The organism is Xylanibacter caecicola (assembly GCF_013166515.1).
GTDB lineage: Bacteria > Bacteroidota > Bacteroidia > Bacteroidales > Bacteroidaceae > Prevotella > Prevotella caecicola.
This window is the reverse complement of the sequence record NZ_JABKKJ010000005.1, coordinates 45,891-67,966: the sequence shown is the minus strand read 5'-3', so window position 1 is coordinate 67,966 and position 22,076 is coordinate 45,891. Positions and strand designations below refer to the sequence as shown.

The following is a 22,076-nucleotide window of genomic DNA, read 5'->3' as shown; positions in this document are numbered from 1 at the left end:
CTGAGAACTCTGAGCGCTCCGAGACCTCTGAGACCTCCGAGAAACCATTAAAAACCAAAGACAATGATACTAAAAAGAACTTTCGCATGCCTATGCCTTCTGCTGGCAGGGCTTGCCGTCACGGCGCAAGAGCGCCCCAGACTCGTGGTGGGCGTTGTAGTGGACCAGATGCGGTGGGACTATCTCTACCGCTATTACGACCTTTACGGCGAGGGCGGCTTCAAGCGGTTGATGAACGAGGGCTTCAACTGCGAGAATACGATGATAAACTACATCCCCTCCATTACGGCGGTGGGGCACACGTCGGTATATACCGGCTCTGTGCCGTCGATACACGGCATCGTGGGCAACCACTTCTTTGTAGACGGCAAGTACGGATACTGCGCTGCCGACTCCACAGTGAAGACCGTCGGCAGCAATTCGACTGTGGGACAGATGTCGCCGCGTAAACTGCTTGCGACGACAATCGGCGACGAGCTGAAGATTGCCACCGGTTTTAAGTCGAAGGTGGTGGGCGTTGCGCTGAAAGACCGTGCCGCCATAATGCCGGCGGGGCACTCTGCCGATGCGGCATACTGGATTGACGGCAAGGCGGGGCGCTTTGTCACCAGCACATATTACATGCAGGAACTGCCGGCGTGGGCGGAACGGTTCAACAGCACCATCGGGAACGTTACGAACGAGGATATATGGAACACGTCGCTCGGCAACAGACTCACCGCGGGCATGGCGCAGGCTGCCGTGGAGGGCGAGCGTCTGGGCATGGGCGAGGGTACGGACATGCTGACGGTGAGCTTCTCGTGCACGGACGTGCTGGGGCACCGGTACGGCACGCACAGCGACAAGGTGCGCGACATATATTTAGACGTAGACCGTCGCCTTGCCGGCTTCATGTCGTTCCTCGACGAGAAAGTGGGCAAGGGGCAATACCTGCTGTTTCTCACCGCCGACCACGGAGCCGCCAACGGCATAAAGATGCTGCAGAGCCGCAAGATACCTGCCGACGGGTTTATGATTAAGAGCGAGATGAAAGCGATAAACGACCACCTTGCCGTGCGTTTCGCCACGCAGGAGCGGCTCGTCAGCATGATAATGGACTATAAGGTGTGCATAGACCGCGAGGCGGCGGCGCGCGCCGGGGCGTCATACGCCGATGTGAAAGCGGAGATAATGCGCTTTTATGCAGGGCGGAAGAACATCGCATACGTGATAGACCTCGAAAACGTCGCGGCGGCGACCGTTCCCGCCGTTATTCGCGAGAAGACAATCAACGGGTACAACCGTCTGCGCGGTGGCGATGTGCAGCTGATAATGCTGCCCGCGCACTACGATGTATGGGATGACGAGATAGACGACGGTACCACCCACGGCACGTGGAACCCCTACGATGCCCACATACCGTTCCTTCTTACCGGTTGGAACGTGCCTCACGGCAGCACCACGGCGCAGACCTACATCACCGACATCGCCGCCACCGTCTGCGCGCTGATACATGTGCAGATGCCGAACGGCTGCATTGGCACTCCGGTGACGCGGATAACCGACCGCTAAGTGGCTGTATAACGCCTGTGCGGCGCCGCCCTGCGGATGCAGCGACGCCCCGTGCGGATGCCGGGAGCGGCAGGATGAAACGAATGGATGCTATATACGAAAATTTGGACCGTTCCAAAAAAAATTTTGGATCGATCCAAAATTTTCTCCGGAACGTTCGAATTTTTCTTGTGGAACGTTCCAAAATTCCGCAGACATGCTTTATGTATCTTTCGCCATGCGTTCCGGCTTTGCGCAAAGCGCCTCCGTGCGCCTCTTAAAGCACGTTCCGCTTTATTATGCGGATGCCCTTTTACGCCTGCAGATGCGGCTGTTTCCGGCTCAGATGCCGAAGATGGAGAAGTTGACGCTGCCGTATACGCGGCGTTCGATGAAGCGCGGGTCGGCAGAGAAGTCGTTCTCCTTGCCATGCTCGAACACGAAGATGCCGCCGTCGGCAAGAAGACCCCCGTCGAGCACCGCCGCCGGTATCTGCGGCAGTTCGGGCAGGGCGTAGGGAGGGTCGGCGAAGATGAAGTCGTACTTCCTTTTGCAGCTCTTGAGATATCTGAACACGTCGCCGCGCACCGCCATGCACTTGTCTGTGCCCAGCGTCTTGAGGCAACGGAGGATGAAAGCGTGATGTGCGCGGTCTGCCTCCACCGCCGTGACATGCCTGCATCCGCGCGACACCAGCTCCAGCGATATGCTGCCCGTGCCGGCAAACAGGTCGAGCGCGTCGGCATCCTCCAGATCGATGTATCCGTTGAGCACGTTGAAGATGTTTTCCTTGGCAAAGTCGGTCGTCGGTCGTGCCTTGAAAGTGCGGGGCACGTCAAAGTGGCGCCCCTTGTATATTCCTGTGATTATCCTCATAGTCCGTTCTCCTTGTCTTCAGCCTTTCAGCGAGTTGTGATAGTATGCCATGAGGTCGTATGGCATCCCTTCGATATCGGCTATTGGCGAGCGGTTGAACTCCGCCTTCGCGCTTATCCTGCACACGTTCCTCACATATCTGTGCAGTTCTCTCACGAGCATGTCCTCGTCTGCCGTGCTGCCGGTGATGTGCAGCTCGTCTTTCAGCCTGTCGAATGCCAGCTGTTGCCACACATGCAGGATGAAATACACCGCATCGCGCGGCGACGGCACCTCGTAGCTGTTGGCAAACCTCATCCTGTTCTGCCTGAAGGCGTAGACGTCGAGCCGCATGCCGTGGAAGTGGCAGAACAGTCTGCGCCCGGCGCCGGCTGAGAAGTTACGGCGGTGGAGCGCCTTGAGCACCGCCGCGCAGGTGTGCGTGAACCTTACGTCCTCGAAGTTGTCTTCCATCACCAGCTTCATGTCCTTGCTCACCGCGTATGCCGCCACCACGTTCAGTTCGGGTATGCGCGCGCAGAGCACCGCGCTGCCCTCCTGTCCCGTTATCGTGGCGGTGTAGAGCGCCGCCGCGCTGTCCTCGTCGAACTCGTCGGCGGGTATGAACACCGGCGGCGTGTCGGCAATGAGCGTTGCCCGCCGCCTCTGTTCCAGCGAGAAGGGCAGCACCTTCAGCGCCTCGCGCAGATTTGCTGCCATCGCTATTCCGTTCTTCACGCCGTAAGGTTCGTATCTCACGCTGTTACCGTCGGGCGCGGCAATCGAGAACGACAGACTGTCGTTCCCCGCCCTCACCGTGAGCCTCTGTCCCGTTGCAACCGTATTATTCCCAGTTTCCTGCATTTCCGTTGTCTTTTTCAATGTCACCTATCTTAAGTCCGGGAAACCTTCCCGCGTTTCCCGCCTCCTCGGCCAGCGCCGCCACCGACGCTTCGTCCAGTCCGGCAAGATACTCGTCGAACGTGGCGCCGCATTCCATCACGGGCACCTCCCTGCCCGAAGCCGTCGTCACCGTGGCCGTTCGCAGTTGGAAAATCCTGCCGCCCGAGTGGGGGACAAATCTAAGCGAGTCTGCCAGCAGTCCGCGCGCCGTCAGCTCCGCGAAACTGCCGCAGTATGCGCCCGTCTGCACGCGGTATGCCTCCTGCGCACGCCTTATCGCAGCCAGCCGCAACCTCACGGCGCGCTCCCTTGCCCCTCGCTCGTTGTCGAAGTGCACCGGCGCATACACGCTCCTTATGCACACGAAGACAAGTATCGCCGCAAATGCGGCGAGTATGTGATTATTAATGCGCTTTTTCATTGTCCTCTTGATTTCTTTTCTTATCTTTGCATAAGCCGGAGACGGCATATGATGTATGCAAAAATACATTAAATAATCCGTAAAATCAAACCTTTATCCTAAAAACTGATGATAGCCCGTGAACTGTCGCGCCTCGTAACGTCCGCCTTCGGATTTGAACCTACGCCCGACCAGGCTGGCGCTCTTGACGTCTTCTGCCGCTTTACCCTGGCAGGCGGCGGGCGCTCCGCCATGATACTGTGCGGTTCGGCAGGAACGGGAAAGACATCGCTGGCAGGCGCAATGGTGCGCACGATGCTCAAACTCGGGAGCCGCGTGGTGCTCCTCGCGCCCACGGGCAGGGCGGCGAAGGTGCTCTCGCTCAATGCCGGTGCGCCGGCGTCGACGATACACCGCAAGATTTATCGTCAGAAGGCGTTCACGGGCGACATGACGGGCTTCATGCTCGCCGACAACCTGCACCGCGACACCCTCTTTATCATCGACGAGGCATCTATGATATCCAACGGCGCCGGCACCGGCATCGCCGCATTCGGCTCGGGACGCCTGCTCGACGACCTTGTGCAGTATGTCTATGCCGGCGGGCGCGGCTGCCGCATGATGCTCATAGGCGACAAGGCACAGCTGCCGCCTGTGGGCGAGGAGGAGTCGCCCGCGCTGAGCACCGGTGTGATAGAGGGCTACGGGCTCGATGTCTACAGGGCGGACCTGACGGAGGTGATGCGCCAGGCGGTGCACTCGGGCATACTGTGGAATGCCGCACGCATAAGGACGATGGTCGTGCGCGATGAGGCGACGGCGCTGCCGAAGATAAGGCTGCGCGGCTTTGCAGACGTGAGCGTGGTGCGGGGCGACGCGCTCGTGGAACAGCTCGCGGGAAGCTATGCCGAGGTGGGCACCGACGAGACGATAGTGGTGACGAGAAGCAACAAGACAGCAAACATATACAACCGCGGCATACGTGCCATGGTCCTGGGATGCGAAGAAGAGCTGTCTTCGGGCGATATGCTCATGATTGTGCGCAACAACTACTACTGGGCGGAGCGCGAGAAACCCGACGGACTTACGTTCATTGCCAACGGCGACCGGGCGGTGGTGCGGCGCGTGAGAAACGTTAGGGAGATGCACGGTTTCAGGTTTGCCGACGTACGCGTGTCGTTCCCCGATTATGACGATAGCGAGTTGCAGGCAACCGTAATCCTCGACACCCTCGGCAGCGAAGAGGCGGCATTGACGCGCGCGCAGGGCGAGCGACTGTTCGCATCCGTGCTCGAAGACTATTCGGACATTCCGCGCAAGGCGGAGCGCATGGACCGCATAAAGCATGACATATACTACAATGCGCTGCAGGTGAAGTATGCCTACGCCGTGACGTGCCACAAGGCACAGGGAGGGCAGTGGGCGCATGTGTACATAGACCAGGGATACATGACGGACGACATGCTCACGCCGGGATACATACACTGGTTGTACACGGCGTTCACGCGCGCATCGGAAAAACTGTTTCTCGTAAACTGGAGCGGCAGGCAGACGGAGACCGACGCTGACCGTTGATAATGTTCAATCGGAAAAAGAACTGTTTTCTATAGATTATGGAAGTACTATTATATATAATGTGTGGCGCTCTTGCCGGCATGCTGGCATGTGCCGCCTTTTATCAGCGCCGCGTCGCGCAGGCAAACGCCGACAACGCGCGTCTGAAGAACGATGTCGTTGAATACCGTGGCAGGGCTGACGCTGCAAACATACGTGCGGAGGAAATCAGAAACGGATTTGAAAAGCAGCTTGCAGAACTAAGGGCGGCGCATGCCGGACAGATGAAAGACATAGACTGTCGGCACGCCCGGCAGACCGAAGACCTGAAGGAGCAGCACGCCGCCATGATGAAGGAAATGGCGGCACGGCATGAGCGCGAGATTACCGAGCACCGCAATCTGACGGAAAAGCAGCTTGCCGAACGGCTCGACCTCGTGCAGGAACGTCTCAAGACCGCAACCGAACAGCTCCTGAAGCAGCGGGCGGAGGAGCTGGACGTGACGAACCGCACGCAGATGGGCGCGATAATAGCTCCGCTCAGGGCGGTGATGACCGAAATGAAGAAGTCTATGGACGACAACCGCGAGTCGTTCACACGCAGCACGGCATCGCTCGGCGAGCAGCTCAAGATGATGTACGAGACGACGGCAACGCTTGGCGCCGAGGCGGAAAAGCTGTCCAAAGCGTTGCAGGCGGGTCCAAAGATGCAGGGAGACTTCGGCGAGATGAAGCTGAACGACCTCCTTGACAAGTTCGGGTTTACCAAAGGAATAGAATACGATGTGCAATACACCATGCGCGACGCAAAGGGGAACGTGATACGCAATGACGACACGAACGACATGATGCGCCCCGACGTGGTGCTGCACTATCCCGATCGCAAGGATGTTGTGATAGACTCAAAGGCTTCGCTGACGGCGTTCGTAAACTACATGAACGCCGATAACGACGGGGAGCGCAGGCATTGGCTGGACGAGCATGTGAGGAGCGTGCGGCGGCATGTCGAGGAACTGGCTGCGAAAAACTACTGTAAGTATTCCATGGAGGGAGGCACGACGCTCGATTTTGTGGTGATGTTTGTTCCACACGAGGCTGCCATGCAGCTTGCCGTGTATGGCGATGCCGCACTGTGGAACTATGCCTTTGAGCGCAAGGTGCTGATAACGGGCGAGCAGAATCTGTTCGCGTTGCTGCGCATGTTCCAGATAGCGTGGACACAGCAGCGGCAGGCTGAAAACCAGGAACATGTTTTCGGACTGGCAAACAAGCTGGTAGACCGTGTGGGACTGTTTGCCGAGCGCTTCGAGAAGATAGGCAAGGATCTGACGACTGCCGCCGCCTCGTTCGACAAGGCAAGTCTTGTACTGAAAGGCAATCAGAGCCTGTTTGTTCCGGCAAAGGAACTTATTAAGATGGGAGCGAAGGAAAATCCCAAGCATCCTGTTCCTGAAATAGAAGAATGACATATTATACAGAACATAGGAGACAACGATTATGAAGATATTCTCTTTGCTCGGTTTTGACAGCGCGTCGCACAGCGTGCGTACGGAAGTGACATCCGGAGTGACGGCATTTCTTACCGTTTGTTATATACTTGCCGTCGTCCCGTCGGTGTTGGCAACCACAGGCATAGACAGGGCGGGGGCGTTTACCGCCACGGCGCTTGTTACGGGACTCACAACCTTGCTCGGGGCATTCTGGGCGCGGCAGCCGTTCATACAGGGTCCCGGACTGGGACTTAATGCTTTCTTCGCGTTTACCATAGTGCAGGCGATGGGATATTCGTATCAGGAAGCGCTTGCCATAGTGTTTGTCGAGAGTGCCGTGTTTCTTGTCCTTATTCTGGCTAATGTCCACAGGCATATAATAGAGTCTATTCCTTCGAGTCTGCGTCATGCGCTTGTTGCCGGCATAGGCATGTTCATATCCTTCATAGGACTGAAAAATGCAGGCATCATTGTCTCCAATCCGAGCACGCTTGTTCAGTTGGGCGAGTTCACCCCTGCTGCGCTGCTCGGCATGCTCAGCATACTGCTCAGCGGCATACTGACGGTGCGTAAGGTGAGCGGAGCTATGTTTTACAGCATTGCGGCGTGCACATTGATTGGTCTGCCGTTGGGCGTGACGACTGTTCCCGATGGTTTCCTGCCCTTTTCGCTGCCACATTTCGTCATGCCGGTCCATTTCCATTTTAATTTTATGAGCACGAGGTTCGTTGAGGTGGTGATAGTTATCTTCACATTACTTATAATAAACGTTTTTGATGCCCTCGGTTCGGCGATAGGCGTTTCCTCAAACACCGGAGCGATGTCGCCCGACGGCAGCATACCGCGTATAAAGGGAGCTTTGGCGGCATGCTCTATAGGTTCGTTGGTAGGAAGCATCTTCGGATTGTCTGCCGTGTCGGTCATGGCAGAGAGCACTTCGGGAGCCGCAGCCGGCGGTCGTACAGGCATGTCATCCGCCGTTACGGGACTGCTGTTTCTTGTGGCATTGTTTCTTTCTCCGTTTTTCCTCCTGATACCTCTTGCCGCTACATCGGGATGTCTTGTTCTTGTGGGGGTATATATGATATCATCCATACCATCGATAAACCTGGAAGACATATCCGAGGCGTTGCCTGCATTCATCACGATAATAATGATTGTTCTTACTTACAGCATTGCCGACGGCATTTGTTTCGGCATGATGTCGTTCGTCATAATAAAGCTCTTTGCAGGCAAGCGTTCCGAACTAAGTCTGTCGATGTATATCCTGTCGTTCCTTTTTTTGCTTAAGGAAATGCTGTAGGCGTAATTTAATGTTATTGTAACATCTTTAATAATATATATCCTTATCTTTGCAGATATGAACAATATGGTGACAACAGACAATGGAGAATAAGTATAAGGTTCTTGTCGTGGATGATGAAGAGGATCTCTGCGAGATATTGAAGTTTAATCTTTGTGCAGAAGGATATGATGTAGAGACGGCATCGTCTGCGGAAGAGGCTCTCGGGAAAGATGTGGAGAACTTTGATTTGTTGTTGCTTGATGTCATGATGGGCGGCATGTCGGGATTTGTCATGGCGAGGAAACTGAAAGAAAATCCGGCGACGGCGCATATACCGGTGATCTTCGTGACGGCAAAAGACACGGAGAATGACACGGTAACGGGCTTTGGACTGGGAGCCGATGATTATATTTCCAAACCGTTTTCCGTACGCGAGGTGATGCTGAGGATACGTGCTGTGTTGCGCAGGACATCCAAGAAACAGGTTGCCGGTCATGCCGATATATTGGAATACGACGGTCTGTTGCTTGACTTAGGCAGGAAAACAGTGTGTGTGGACGGTAAGGATGTTCCGTTTACAAGGACTGAGTTCGAGATACTGCGTCTTCTGTTGTCGGAACGCGGTCGTGTGTTCTCACGTCAGCAACTGATAGACCGTATATGGCTCAAGGATGTTATTGTGCTTGACCGTACGGTGGATGTCAATATGACAAGGGTGCGTAAGAAAATAGGACGCTTTTCGAAATGCATTGTCACGCGTCATGGTTTTGGATATATCTTTGAAGGCTGATTGTGATGAAGAGAAATTCCGTAGGGATAAAGCTGTATGTTTGCGTACTTGCCGTTTTTGTAGTGTTTGCCGTGTCGTTCATGATTTTTCAACAGTCGCGCGAGAAACATTATAAGACCGATGTTCTCGACACAAAACTTCAGGACTACAATGCACGCATGGCAGAGTCTTTGGCATATGCCGGGGCTGTGTCTGATAAGGTGCTTGATGAGTATGTAGCCAAGCATCATATCAACGGGCTTCGTGTAACGTTGACTGATACAAAAGGACACGTGTTGTATGACAATATGCGGCGTAAATATGGCGGAATGGAGTTGCATGCAGATCGCAATGAGATAAAAGACGCGCTAAAGTATGGCAAAGGGATGAACATCAGCCGCATGAGTTCTACGATGAACCATTATTACTTTTATTCGGCTACATATTTCCCGAAACAAAATATCATAATACGTACCGCATTGCCTTACGACAATAATTTGTTGAAATCGTTACAGTCGGATTCTCATTATATATGGTTTGCCGTCATTGCAATGCTGGTTCTCGTTGTAGTCCTTTATCGTTTTGTCAATCGCCTCGGTACAAATATCAACAAGTTGCGCATATTTGCCGAACGTGCCGTGAACAGCGAAAGTCTTGAAATAGAAGGCCTTGCCGCTTTCCCAAATGATGAACTTGGCGAGATTGCCGAGCGTATAATAAAAATATACAAGCGACTGGAACACACCAAAAAAGAACAGGACGAGCTGAAGCGACAACTTACACAGAACATGGCACATGAGTTGAAAACCCCCGTGGCAAGTATTCTTGGTTATATGGAGACCATAGCGGAAAATCCGGACATGGATGCAGATACGCGGATGCAGTTTGTACAACGCTGCAAGACTCAGGCAGAGCGTCTTACCATTTTGCTTGGTGATATATCCGTGCTTAACCGTCTTGACGAAGCCCCGGATATGATAGAATTTAAGTCGGTAGATGTATCGTCTGTTGTATCGGATATAGAAAGCGAAACGGCATTGATGTTATCGGACAAAGGCATGATGTTCAGAAATCTTATTCCCGATGGTATTATTGTTCGTGGAAATCATTCGCTTATTTATAGTATTTTCCGTAATCTTACAGACAATGCCATTGCGTATTCCGGGCGAGATACCGTTGTAACGTTGTCGGCAGAAGAAACAGATGCAAAATGGATTTTCACATTCAGTGATAACGGATGTGGTGTCCCGACTGAACATCTTCCACGCATATTCGAACGTTTTTATCGTGTAGATAAAGGGCGAAGCCGTAAAATGGGTGGGACGGGACTCGGACTTGCAATAGTAAAGAACGCGGTATTGTTGCACGGAGGTACAATCAATGCAATGCAGACTCCGGGCGGAGGGCTTTCTTTTGTCTTTTCAATTATGAAAAGATAACTGTTATAGAGAATGCCAAAAGGATATGGAAATAATGTCTCCGCTTATTTTCCATATCTTTCTCTGAGGTTTTCGTGCACAAAGACAGTAACAGAATGACAACTAACACTAAAAAAGCACCAAACTTACTTATATATCGAATAATTGTATTACTTTTGTGCACGAAACATCAAGAGCAGTTCAGTTTGCACCAACCGAGCACGACAGCCACGGTGGTAAAGATACGATGTGGAAGATAAAGTTTAACTTCAAAAACAATGTCATTATGAACAATTCTCTTTTCAATGATTTTGCAGCTCGTTTTGCTGTGGAAACCCTCGAATCTCTTATTGAATCATTCAATCGTCAGGTAGGCAATCGTGGTTGGGCCTCTGTGCGTGCAGCCTACGATATGGCTCTCATCAAAGAACTCATCTGTCGCGGTATTGACGTGTCAGCGGTATATGACGGCAAGTCCATTTCATTCGCTCGGCATGTTGTTCTGGACAATAACTGTTTGGTTATTGCCGAATAGGTAATTTAAAAGCGAATATATACAAATCCGATGATACTGTCTGCTCTTGGTTTCATCGGATTTTATTGGTATTGTCTTTCAACTTCTTGATTTCCTTATCAAAATCGCTTTCAAGCAGTTCCATTTCGCGTTTGCGGTAGATTTCAAACTCCTTTTCTGCCTCCTCAATCGCTTGTTTATGCGAAATGTTTCCCTTGCCAATCAAAACCTTTCGCTTGTGTGCTATGATTTGGTTGTCTAGTGCCTCTATCCAATCTTTCATTGTCATCGGATTCATTTCCAACGCTTGGAACTCGGCAAAGTCCAAGAAACCGGAAACAAGCAGATTCAGACGTTGAAGTTCAATATCAGACAAATAGTTTTTGGCAATCTTTACATCATCCTTAGTCACATAGTTTCCCTTGAAGTTCGTCATATCCACAAACGGCTTCTCATTGTCCACACGGTTGTATATTACTTCTGCTGCCGTATTTTCGTGAACAGCATAATGCAACTTGTTTTGTACGGTGGCGAAGAACATCTTCGTCATCTCGTCGCGAGGGTCATAGTCAGTGGCTGTAGCATATATCTGTTACTTGTTGATAAAAGTTGCGCTCACTGCTGCGAATATCCCTGATGCGTTGTAATAATTCACGGAAATAGCGGTTGCCACCTTGCTTCAAACGCTCATCATCCATTGCAAAGCCCTTTTGTATATATTCATGAAGCCGTTGTGTTGCCCAGCGGCGGAAACGAGTAGCTACTTGAGATTGAACACGATAGCCCAAGGCTATAACCATGTCAAGGTTGTAGTGCTCCACTTCCCGTTCAACCTTACGAGAACCTTCTATTTGAACTGTTCGGAATTTCCGAACAGTTGCCTCCCTTGCTAACTCTTCATCCTCAAATATATGCTTAATATGCTCACTTACATTTGATTTGCTTGTTTGGTATATCTCAACTAATTGCCCCTGAGTCAGCCACAATTCTTCATCAGCAAAGCGCACAGACACACGAGTTATATCGTTATCGTCCTGATAGAGTATTATTTTGTTCTCTTCGTTCATTGGCTTGTTTCTCTTCTCTTTGAATGCAAATATACTCAATATACTTGGTTTTAAGGGCGTTTATGCTACTTTTCTGAGACTTAAGCCGTATTTTCAGATAATATCGCTAAATTTGCATAGTAAATCAAAGTATTGTAATTAACAGGCAAATTAAGACGTATGGAATCGCAAAAAATAAATAGGTTGAAGGTTGTGTTAGTTGAGAATGGTAAAACCGGGAAATGGTTAGCGGGGCAAGTCGGTAAGAATGAGGCAACCGTTTCGCGATGGTGTTCCAACAAGATGCAACCCTCTCTTGATATGCTTATGAAAATTGCTGAACTTTTGAATATAGATCCTCGCCAACTTATCAATGGCGGTAATAATGAGTAAACAATGAAAGATATTTTATCATACGAATCGGATATATGGTCATGTGCAGACCTTCTTATCTCAACAGGAATCAAACAAAGTGATTTTCCAAAATATATGATGCCTTTCTTTGCTTTAATAATGCTTGAAGGGCGTATGCGTAATGCTATGTCTGAGATTGAACAAGCCGAAGGGATAAATCGTGAAAATAATTCCGATAAGTTTGTAGAGGCATTCAAAGATATGGATTGTGGCTACAATGAATACATCGTTAAGGATGGTAAGACATTATCGGACATCTGCAATAATGACAAGACATTTGAAGATGATTTTCGCAATTATATTGTTGGCTTTGATGGTAAATTGAAAGAACTGCTGGGTATTGAGCGTGGTACGGACGATAGCAAATATCTGAATCTTGAAGGTATTGTTGCGGAACTTCGTAAGAAAGGCGTACTTATGCAGTATGTCACTAAATGGGCACAAATAGACCTTTCTCCTTATAATAACTCCGATATAACCACTCTTGAAGAGCATATCAAACGCAAATGGGCTGATATTTCAGCAGATACAGCCGGAGAACAATATACACCGGAAGATATTATATCGTTGATTGCAGAGATCGTATCTGCCAAGATTGAAGTTTCTCACAATGACTATGTACATCTATATGACCCCACTTGCGGTGGTGCAAACCTATTATTTGGGGTTTCTGACCGTCTCAATAATGCAGGGTATAAATATATTGAGGCTAATGGTAGTGAGTGGAATGATGCACTATATGCTTTAGCTAAAATCGAGTCTTTGTTTCGTGAAGATGCAAAAATCAAATATGGTAACACATTGACGACTTTGCCATTCAAAGGCAAGGAGTTTGATGTCGTGGTTGCAAACCCTCCATACGGTATTCCATGGAAAGGCTATGAAAAAGAAATCCGTAATGACCAGACCGGACAGTTTGCCTTCTTGCCTTCTGTGAGTGACGGTCAACTTTTATTCCTTCAACATAACGCGTGGCAACTTCATGAGAATAGCGGTCTTGTTGTTGAAGTAAACAATGGCAGTTCCCTTTTTAGCGGTGATGCGGGCAGTGGTGAAAGCAATATTCGTAAGTACCTTTTTGATAATGATTGGATTGAAGGCATTATACAAATGCCTTCTGATGAGTTTTTCAATACGGGCATTGTTACTTATCTTTGGATTCTGAATAAAAACAAACCTATCGAACATAAAGATAAGGTAATTCTGATTAATGCTTCAAACCTGTGGCAACCGCTGAAGAAGAACAAAGGTTCTAAACGTAAGGAGATGAATCCTGACCATCGCCGGCAAATAGTTGACGCACTTGTACATTTTCAAGATAGCGATATTGCCCAGGTTTTTGATAAATGGCATTTCTACTTTAATAAACAGCATATTAGGCTTACTAATATAGATAGCAAAGGACGATATGTTAGCCAATCGCTTGGATGTCCGGGTGAAATTTTCAAAATAAATGATGCCGACATTATTGCAGTCTATTCGTCTGGTTCATGGCAATGGCCGCTTAACGATGAGACGGAATGGCAAAATCAGGATGCAATGATAGCCATACGTAAAATTTCAGGAACAACTATTGTAAGTACTCCCGAATTTTTCTATTGGGTTGACAAGATTGATGGTACTATTATGCGTACCTCCGTAGAGACAGGTGTGCATGAAACTCTTGGCTATGGAACATTAACAGTTTCTTATGGCAAAACTCGCAGTGGTGACAAGACGTGTACCGCAAAGATTTCAGATTCAACATATAAGGATACGGAAATTATCCCATATAATCCTAATTCAGAGCAAAACAATGAGAATATTCTTGCGTTTATGCAACGGTATATCTTTAAGCCTTATTGTCTTCTTGACAACACAGTAGGCGTTGAAGTTAACTTCAACAAAGAATTTTATGTACCGAAAACGATTGACTCCGTTGATTCAATTCTCACAGAAATTTTAGAGATAGATAAAGAACTTGCTAATCTTGAAAAGGATTTGAACTTATGAGAATCAAAGACATCGCGATTTTAAATCCCATTTATTCAGGACAGGATTTGGAGAACGAAGAAGTTTCTTTTTCTCCGATGGAATGTTTGAGGTATGATGTACTACGCACATATTCAATTCCATTTTCACAAGCAAAAGGCAAATACACTTATTTCGGTAATAATGATGTATTATTTGCGAAAGTTACTCCATGTTTTGAGAATCTAAATACTGCGATTGCTCGAAATCTCCTTAATGGAGTCGGTTTTGGTTCATCCGAGATTAACGTACTTCGCCCCAAAGAAAACATTTCTTTGAGATATATTTTCTATCTCGTATGTTCCAAACGGTTTATAGATAATGGATGCGCTTCTATGTGTGGTGTTGGTGGTCTAAAACGAGTAAGTCCACGAGCTATTAATACTTTTGAATTTGATTTACCATCTCTTGCTACTCAGAAGACGATAGCCTCATATTTGGATAAGAAATGTGGAAAGATTGGGTGTGAGATAGATTTATTGGAGCGAAAAGTTGACGCTTATAAACGTTTACGTTGCTCCATTATTAATCGTGCGGTAACTCGTGGAATCAATTTGGATATTTCACTAAAATCATCAGGATTAAGATGGATCTTTTATATACCAGTTCATTGGCAAATTGGGCGAATCAGAAATTTTTTTGATTATCGCAATGAAAAGGTTTCTGAAAATGATTTTATGCCTTTATCTGTATCAAAGAAAGGTGTTGTTCCTCAAATGGAAAATGTTGCCAAATCAACAGCAGTGGGCGATACACGTAAAAAGGTGTGTAAAGAAGATTTTGTTGTAAATTCTAGAAGTGACCGAAAGGGTTCTTGCGGCATATCTCCTATGGACGGTTCCGTATCACTTATCTACATTGTGTTGGAGCCTAAATATATTGATCCAACTTTTGTAAACTATTATTTTCGCTGCAATGATTGGATTGAAGAGTTTTATAGGAATGGCAAAGGGATTGTTGCAGATTTATGGACTACAAACTATTCTGTTATGCGTAATATAGAAATTGCCGTACCTCCTTATGCTGAGCAAAAACAAATTGCAGCTTATCTTGATGATAAATGCGGTAAGATTGATACTTTGATAGAAAAGATAGGTATTAAAATCGAGCGTTTGAAGGAGCTTAAGCGCTCACTGATAAATGAAGTAGTAACCGGCAAACGTGCCATTAACACCTTAGAAGCATGATAGAGCTTGAATTGCAAGGAGAATATGTAATGGATTTTTTTTGTCGCCGTAGTGATGGACTTGGATTTCGTGAGGTGAAAAATAATGCCGTCACACCGGATTTGTTCATTCCTGCCGATTTAAAAGAATTTTTGAAGGAGAATTCACGCACCGCATGGAACAATCTGTTGCGACGTAGTGAATATGGAGGTGATGAGCAGAAATTACTTCGTGATATAATGGATGACATTCGTCACAAAATAGAAGCGAGTGCCAATGTTGCCATATTCCTTAACAGCACCACAAAAAACAAACCTTACTCTTTTGGGGGAGAAACATTGAAACTATTATATGTCAGTGGCACAGAACTCAGAGGAGATGAGGATTTTGAAAAAAACATCTTTTCGGCGGTGGAGGAAATGACATATACTTTCCATCATGAAGGAAAGAGAGTTTTTGCATTTCGTCCCGACTTATCCTTTTTTATCAATGGCATCTTCTTAGGCTATGCCGAATTGAAAAGCAATTTTACAAATCAGACTGCGCGAACCAACGGTCGTAATAAAGTTATTACAGACTATTTGGAAGCCATTTGGGAATACACAAAAATAGCCAAGGGCAACGATGTGCAGCAGACATTGCGCCGTACGATGTTGCGTCCGTTTGAAAAGTCTATACATTTGGTTACGACTGACATTTATAATACGTTCATTCTTCGCAATCCCGGTCAGTTTTTTGATGAAGCAAAGAAAGGTTTTCAGGAAAATCTGATTTCAATATCTTCATATCGACCGGTTGTAGAAAATGTATTTAAACCGTTACCGACTATTGCCGGAGAAGACGTAGCCCCTCGCATACGTTTTGAAGAAGCTATGTGTTCGCTTTACTCCAAGAAAATGATAGAGAAAGAAATTCTCTATTATAACTTTATGGCTTACACCTACAAGACTGTAACCGCTACAGAGAACGGCAGGAAAGTACAGAAGAAAGAATACAAAGATAAAACAGGGCGATTGATATGCCCACGCCCTAAACAGAAATTCGGTTGTGACCGTATTCTCGAACGAGTTCAGGAATTTCTTGACCATGAAGGCGAACCAAACTATTTCATTGAGAAACTTCGCTCGGAACTGACGGCGATGAATGCCCCTCAGAATTTGATTGAGCGGATTGTAACAGAAAGAGATAGTTATTGCAACAATAAATATGTCTATTCTCTTTTGCTGCAATATGCTGCAGGCTTCGGTAAAAGCAACATCATCGGTTGGACTGCATTACAACTCAAAGATATGCGCTACAATGGGGAATGGGTCTATGACAAAATTCTACTTGTGGTTGACCGTTTGCAACTTAGGGATCAACTTGATTCTATGATGCTCAATATGAACATTGATAAGGCAATGTTTGTAGAGGTTACCGACCAAGATTCCTTTATAAAAGCACTTAGCGATAAAAGACGAATCATTGTAGTAAATATACAGAAGTTTTGGGAACTTAAAAATGCGATAGCCAAATCCGACAAGGACTTCAAGAATCTTCGTGTTGCATTTCTCATTGACGAGGTGCATCGTTCAAATACCGACAATGTGCATCAGGAGATGTTTTCGGCTTTCGATGAACTACAGGATATCTTTGACGAAAATGGAGGATTTCTTACCCGTGGTTCTGTAAAGAAGAATTTGATTGTCGGTTTCACAGCAACACCAAGTTCGAGAGTTTTGGCACGTTTCGGAGAATTTCATCGGGGAAGCAATTTTAATCAATTATGGAAGCCGTTTGATGCTTACACAATGAAAGATGCTATTGCTGATGGATATATACTTGATCCGACAAAACATATTATTCCAGTCAATGTAAAAATGTATTTTGACATGCCTACGGCGTTGTCCGAGGCTGTTGTCCGAGCTATTCAAGAAGGAAGTGACGAAAAGGTCTCAATCGCTAAACGCAAGGTTTATGAAAACAATGAACGAATATTGGCTATTTCATGTTTTATAGTCAATCGCCTGTTGTCACAAGTATATGGTAAAATCAGAGGTACAGGCAAAGCAATGCTTGCGGTCAGTTCTATTCCTATTGCCATACAATACTGCAAGGCTATACGTAAAATTATGATGGAAAAGACTGCAACGGGAGCATTTATAAAATATGCCGATGCACCTGTTTCAATAGTCTATTCGGACAATCAAAACTATGAGAAGTGTTCTTCGATGAATAATGGGATTGCGGAAGATAAGGTTATTGATAATTTCAAGACGGCTAAAAACGGCATTATCATCGTAGTCGATAAATTACAGACAGGTTTTGATGAACCTAAATTACATACGCTTTTCCTTGATAAAGAGATTCGTAGCATTAATGCCATTCAGACGATTTCGCGTGTCAACCGCACTACAAAGTATAAAGAAGAATGCCACATTGTAGATTTTTCATTTGAAAATGTAAATGAAAAGAATATCCGAGACGCCTTTGCAGAGTTTTGTGGTATTGCCATAACTGATTTTGATCCAATACGTGAAAAATCTGTTATTGAAGAGATATACAAAAGTTTGTTGTTGCAACCGATATACATAAAATGGTATAACCGCTATTGCGCATCCTTATCAAACAAAGAAGTCAATGCTGCACTTTGTCTTGATATGGATGCCGATATTCGATTATGGATAAAAAACATGGTGGATGTTCATGCCCAATATGTTCAAGATGTTGAAGCGCGGAACGAATCGGTTGACGTAAACCATGCCGATGACACAGCAAAGGCTTTGCGAAAAACAATAGGACGATATAATTCACGGTTGCTACTTTTGCAGGGCGTTATTGAACTTGAACCTAAATTTTGCGATGCACAATTCATTGACTTTTGGCAAAGATACTGTTACATATATCGGTCTATGTTTGAAAATAAAAGTATACTTGGTTCTATATCTACATCTTTTGATGGAAGTTTAGGACTTCTTGTTGGTGAAGAAATAGAAGTAGAAGAACCGAGTGAACCGAATGGGGAGGAGGTGGCTACATCTCCTTCCTGCAAGAAGGGGACTTCCACAGGACTTGTTGGAATATTCGAACAACTTGCCAGAATGAATGCCACGGAACAGGAACGTGAACAAGAAATGCAGTTTTGGTACGGGCAAATGGAACAATTGTTTGATTTCTTTCGTGAAGATGGTAAGTTCATGGCAATGTTGCGAAGTCCGAACTTTACCCGTGATGATATCGAGAAAGAGTACAACAAGCTCTTACGACGCTATCTTCGTCAGACAAGTGATACTAAAGTCAGAAAACTTATTGATGAAAATAAAGAAATGTTTCTTGAAGAGTTTAAGACGGAAGTATTAATGCCTCAAGTTTCATCTGTAAAGCCTTATGAAATAGCCATTGATGATTATCCATTAATGGTGGCAGAATTATAAAACAAGTAAAAAGAATAAAGAACTAAATATAATGGATATAACAAAAATCATATGTGTACAATAAAGACTCTGCTTAAAATTAAAGATATAAAGCAAGGAACGTTGTTTTTAATAGTCTTGCTAATTATGGTGTGTGCTTTTATTATATATCTATTCTCATCAAATAAAACTCTATTGGAGTCACAAGAAAAAATAAAAGAGTGTCATACCGAGCATATTCAGAAAGCGGATAGTTTATATGTAAATTTGATTACATACAACAAAGAGTTAACATGCAAACTATTAGAATGTAATACCCGGATATGGGCGGACTCTTTGATAAAACAATCGTTAAAGGGCAATCGAACTTTATCTAAAGCTCAGTATAAGGAGTTATCAAACCTATTATCTATCCATTTTGAAAACCTTGATGTCTTTCACAAGGAATATGATTCAAAAATCCAACGTGATTCTCTGTTATTAGGGATAGAACGAGATCTACTTAATGGGCAAACTAAAACTATGATAGATCTTCATTTAAATAAAATAGAGCATGAGTATAGCAATATTACCATGTGGGCTGCGATTTTGACTATACTTTTTCTTGTATTCAGTTTTTATTCTATTTTCAAAATGGATGAACTTATTCAGCAAGGAAATGAAGGGGTCAAAGATATCAAGCAACTCAAATGCGATGGAGAGAAAGAAGTTGAAAAACTTAAGAATACGACAACCGAATTAATAGAAAATACAGAAGCGACAGTGAATACATTTATTCAAAAACAACAAGAAAGAATAAATGATACATTTTTGGTTGTTATGGAAAAAAGTGATAAAATTGAACAGTTAAGCAGTAATTTACTGAGAAACTTCGATGAGCAAAGACAAGTGTTGGACAAAGAATTCCAACGAATATCTAAAGAATATGAAGAACGGATAAAGCTGTTGCTAAATGAAAAAAATAGGCAATTTCAAGATGTTAATGATCAAATGAGCAAATTGATTACTCAGACAAGTACATATATAAATGAAATACAATCTAATAATGGAATTGTCCCTGTTTCTACAGAAGCCGATAACAAAACGAGTTCAAATAAAACAGAATCAACAAATAATATAGAATCTAAAGGAAAGGAGGAGCAAAGATAATGGATGCAAATATGTTATATAAAAGTTCTTCCGATGCTCTTATGCAGGCAAGGGTATCTCAATCTCAAATTTCTCAGAAAGAGTTTGAATTGAAATTGATGGAGATAAACAATCAATACTCTCTCTATAATGCAAATAATCCGTATATGAATCTCATACAGAAACATAGTATTGAAAATGAAATTGCTCGTTTTAAAAATGACCGAGATAATTATACCATTAGTGCAATTAATTATGCTATACAATTAGCTATTGTTGAGTTGCAAAATAACAGTATGTTTTCTATGGCATATTTGGCAATTAGCTCTATTAATTCCTTTCTTTCCTCAGAAAAGGTATCTTCTCTATCATTGCCCTTTACCTTACAATCCAATATATCTCAGTTGTACTTTCAGTTAACAACGTCTATTCATAATCCGTCTTTAGCAATGGAACTGCAACGCTTAAAGAATACATTTCATGTATACTAAATCTATTATAAAGACATGATAATTGACGATATAAAAAACCTTGTGTCTGCTGATGAGTCGCGGACTCTGGAACTGAAAAAGACTACCGGAGAGTTGAAAGACGGTATGCACTCGGCATGTGCTTTCTTGAACACAGAAGGCGGTTGGCTGATTTTCGGTGTAGCACCTAAGTCGCTGAAGATAATTGGACAAGAAGTTACAGACAAGACACAACAGGAGATTGCTCAGGCTTTGGCTGGGTTGGAACCTGCTGTAGATGTGCGGGTAGCGTATGTTGATGTACCGGAGCACCCGGGCAACAAAGTTATTGCCATACACTTTGACGGTTGGGTCTGGGGCGAGCGTCCGCATACATTCCACGGTTGCCCCTATTACAAAGTTGAGAGCACCACGAAGGTGATGCCGCAAGATATGTATGATGAGCGTATCCGTGCACATCAACCTCAGTTGTATGCGTGGGAAAGGTTGGCTGCTAATGGGGTAACTTTAGCAGACCTTAACGAGAATCTAATCCGTAATTGCATCCGTCGAGGTATTGATGGCGGGCGCATTCCGGAATCTGCATTGTATGAGCCGACAGGAGATATTCTGTCAAAATGGAAGTTGCTTAAGAATGGTGTGCCGACAAACGGGGCGGTCTTACTCTTTTCTAATAATATAGACGAATATCCTCAGTTCACGTTAAGAATGGCGCGGTTTGTAGGTACGAATAAAAATATGTTCCGTGATAATCAACGTGCCGAAGGCAACTTCTTCCAACTTTTAGATGCCGGAGTCGCATTTTGTTTCAAGCATTTATCTCTTAGCGGTAGAATCACTAACCATAGTTTGGAACGAGAAGAACAGCTTGAAGTGCCTTATCATGCGTTAAGAGAAGCTCTTATCAATGCCCTTTGCCATCGTCATTGGGAGAGGTATAATCTGACTATCAGTCTTGCCATCTATGATGACCGTATAGAAATTGCAAGTCCAGGCATATTTCCACCTCAGATAACACCTGAAAACATAAAGGAACCACACGAGTCATATCCCCATAACTTGAAAGTGGCGGAAGCTCTTTATCGGATGACTTATTTGGAAAATTGGGGCAGCGGTGCAAGGCGTATCATGGATGCTTGTCAGGCGCAAGGAGTGGAAACTCCTACATGGTCTTCTGATGGGGGCTTCGTTACAATCACGTTCAAGCGACCTGATTTCAAATCTGATATCATAGAGAATGATAAAGAGGACAAAAAGATAACAGAGGGGGGCAAATACCCCCTAAGTACCCCTCAAGTACCCCCTAAGCATCCCCTAAGTACCCCTCAAGTGGAACTGCTTATTCAAAAAATGGAAGATTCTTACATGACAATGAGGAATATGGCGGATATATGTGATATTAAAGACTTAAAGTATTTTCGTGAAAGATATATTAATCCCGCATTGGAAGAAGGATTGATAGAACGGCTTTATCCAAATCAGCCGAAGCACCCAAAACAACAATACCGACTGACAGAAGTGGCTAAAGAATGGCTAACGAATAATATCAAATAGAATTATTGCTTATGTAATATATTCGTATTCAAAATGGCACTTCTATTTTTTTATTTTGTATACTAGGAGTTTCTGGTGTTTTGTCTGTAGTGGTCAATATGCTTTGCAGTAATGGGGTAAGTTCTGATTTCCCATTTCCAAAGAGAAATAAAAAATCCTGATTTCATTTTGGAAATCA

Annotated in this window: 17 protein-coding genes, 1 pseudogene and 1 riboswitch; of the genes and pseudogenes, 14 read left to right on the top strand and 4 right to left on the bottom strand. The window is 45.4% G+C overall.

What is annotated here, in order from left to right; translation table 11 throughout:
* Positions 1-63: 63 nt before the first annotated feature.
* The gene (locus HPS54_RS04745; RefSeq protein WP_172344320.1) at positions 64-1,551 is read left to right on the top strand and encodes an alkaline phosphatase family protein; all 1,488 of its coding nucleotides are present in this window, start codon (positions 64-66) and stop codon (positions 1,549-1,551) included.
* A gap of 321 nt (positions 1,552-1,872) precedes the next feature.
* Here HPS54_RS04745 and HPS54_RS04740 read toward each other — a convergent pair whose 3' ends face one another.
* The 3 genes from HPS54_RS04740 to HPS54_RS04730 are packed head-to-tail and all read right to left on the bottom strand — an operon-like array spanning position 1,873 to position 3,709.
* A complete protein-coding gene (locus tag HPS54_RS04740; protein ID WP_172344319.1) occupies positions 1,873-2,406 on the bottom strand; it encodes an RsmD family RNA methyltransferase in 534 nt (177 codons plus the stop codon).
* 18 nt (positions 2,407-2,424) lie between these two features.
* Positions 2,425-3,267 (bottom strand): DUF3822 family protein, encoded by an 843-nt coding sequence (locus HPS54_RS04735; protein WP_172344318.1) that lies wholly within the window; start codon positions 3,265-3,267, stop codon positions 2,425-2,427.
* Positions 3,230-3,709 carry a hypothetical protein gene (locus tag HPS54_RS04730; protein WP_172344317.1) on the bottom strand — a complete coding sequence of 160 codons (480 nt, stop codon included), beginning with the start codon at positions 3,707-3,709 and terminating at the stop codon, positions 3,230-3,232. The genes HPS54_RS04735 and HPS54_RS04730 overlap by 38 nt, the downstream gene beginning before the upstream one ends.
* Before the next feature lie 108 nt (positions 3,710-3,817).
* On the opposite strand from HPS54_RS04730, the gene HPS54_RS04725 reads away from it, so the two are divergent.
* The 6 genes from HPS54_RS04725 (at position 3,818) to HPS54_RS04700 (ending at position 10,739) form a co-directional block, all read left to right on the top strand.
* Positions 3,818-5,263, top strand: coding sequence for an ATP-dependent DNA helicase (locus HPS54_RS04725; protein ID WP_172344316.1), 1,446 nt, complete (start codon positions 3,818-3,820; stop codon positions 5,261-5,263).
* A gap of 38 nt (positions 5,264-5,301) precedes the next feature.
* Positions 5,302-6,708, top strand: coding sequence for a DNA recombination protein RmuC (locus HPS54_RS04720; protein ID WP_172344315.1), 1,407 nt, complete (start codon positions 5,302-5,304; stop codon positions 6,706-6,708).
* Positions 6,709-6,739: 31 nt separating this feature from the next.
* Positions 6,740-8,035: an NCS2 family permease gene (locus HPS54_RS04715; protein WP_172344314.1), complete on the top strand. Its 1,296-nt coding sequence runs from the start codon at positions 6,740-6,742 to the stop codon at positions 8,033-8,035.
* An 82-nt stretch (positions 8,036-8,117) separates the two neighbouring features.
* Positions 8,118-8,807: a response regulator transcription factor gene (locus HPS54_RS04710; protein WP_172344313.1), complete on the top strand. Its 690-nt coding sequence runs from the start codon at positions 8,118-8,120 to the stop codon at positions 8,805-8,807.
* A 5-nt stretch (positions 8,808-8,812) separates the two neighbouring features.
* Positions 8,813-10,225, top strand: a complete 1,413-nt coding sequence (locus tag HPS54_RS04705) for a sensor histidine kinase (RefSeq protein WP_172344312.1) — start codon at positions 8,813-8,815, stop codon at positions 10,223-10,225.
* 161 nt (positions 10,226-10,386) lie between these two features.
* A riboswitch (SAM-I-IV-variant riboswitch) is annotated at positions 10,387-10,491 on the top strand.
* The gene (locus HPS54_RS04700; RefSeq protein WP_216653032.1) at positions 10,491-10,739 is read left to right on the top strand and encodes a hypothetical protein; all 249 of its coding nucleotides are present in this window, start codon (positions 10,491-10,493) and stop codon (positions 10,737-10,739) included. It overlaps the preceding riboswitch by 1 nt.
* A 52-nt stretch (positions 10,740-10,791) precedes the next feature.
* Here HPS54_RS04700 and HPS54_RS04695 read toward each other — a convergent pair.
* Positions 10,792-11,785 (bottom strand): annotated as a pseudogene (locus HPS54_RS04695) (virulence RhuM family protein).
* Between the two features lie 159 nt (positions 11,786-11,944).
* Between HPS54_RS04695 and HPS54_RS04690 the strand changes: the two are divergent.
* From HPS54_RS04690 to HPS54_RS04660, 7 genes are read left to right on the top strand one after another with little or no spacing between them, the layout of a single operon-like run.
* Positions 11,945-12,157: a helix-turn-helix transcriptional regulator gene (locus HPS54_RS04690; RefSeq protein WP_172344310.1), complete on the top strand. Its 213-nt coding sequence runs from the start codon at positions 11,945-11,947 to the stop codon at positions 12,155-12,157.
* Between the two features lie 3 nt (positions 12,158-12,160).
* A complete protein-coding gene (locus HPS54_RS04685; RefSeq protein WP_172344309.1) occupies positions 12,161-14,170 on the top strand; it encodes an HsdM family class I SAM-dependent methyltransferase in 2,010 nt (669 codons plus the stop codon).
* Positions 14,167-15,375: a restriction endonuclease subunit S gene (locus HPS54_RS04680; RefSeq protein WP_172344308.1), complete on the top strand. Its 1,209-nt coding sequence runs from the start codon at positions 14,167-14,169 to the stop codon at positions 15,373-15,375. The genes HPS54_RS04685 and HPS54_RS04680 overlap by 4 nt, the downstream gene beginning before the upstream one ends.
* Entirely contained in the window at positions 15,372-18,767 is a 3,396-nt protein-coding gene (locus HPS54_RS04675) for a type I restriction enzyme subunit R domain-containing protein (protein ID WP_172344307.1), read from the top strand. The genes HPS54_RS04680 and HPS54_RS04675 overlap by 4 nt, the downstream gene beginning before the upstream one ends.
* A gap of 51 nt (positions 18,768-18,818) precedes the next feature.
* The gene (locus HPS54_RS04670) at positions 18,819-19,895 is read left to right on the top strand and encodes a hypothetical protein (protein WP_172344306.1); all 1,077 of its coding nucleotides are present in this window, start codon (positions 18,819-18,821) and stop codon (positions 19,893-19,895) included.
* Positions 19,895-20,365, top strand: coding sequence for a hypothetical protein (locus HPS54_RS04665; RefSeq protein WP_172344305.1), 471 nt, complete (start codon positions 19,895-19,897; stop codon positions 20,363-20,365). The genes HPS54_RS04670 and HPS54_RS04665 overlap by 1 nt, the downstream gene beginning before the upstream one ends.
* A gap of 15 nt (positions 20,366-20,380) precedes the next feature.
* Entirely contained in the window at positions 20,381-21,898 is a 1,518-nt protein-coding gene (locus tag HPS54_RS04660; protein WP_172344304.1) for an ATP-binding protein, read from the top strand.
* Positions 21,899-22,076: the final 178 nt, after the last annotated feature.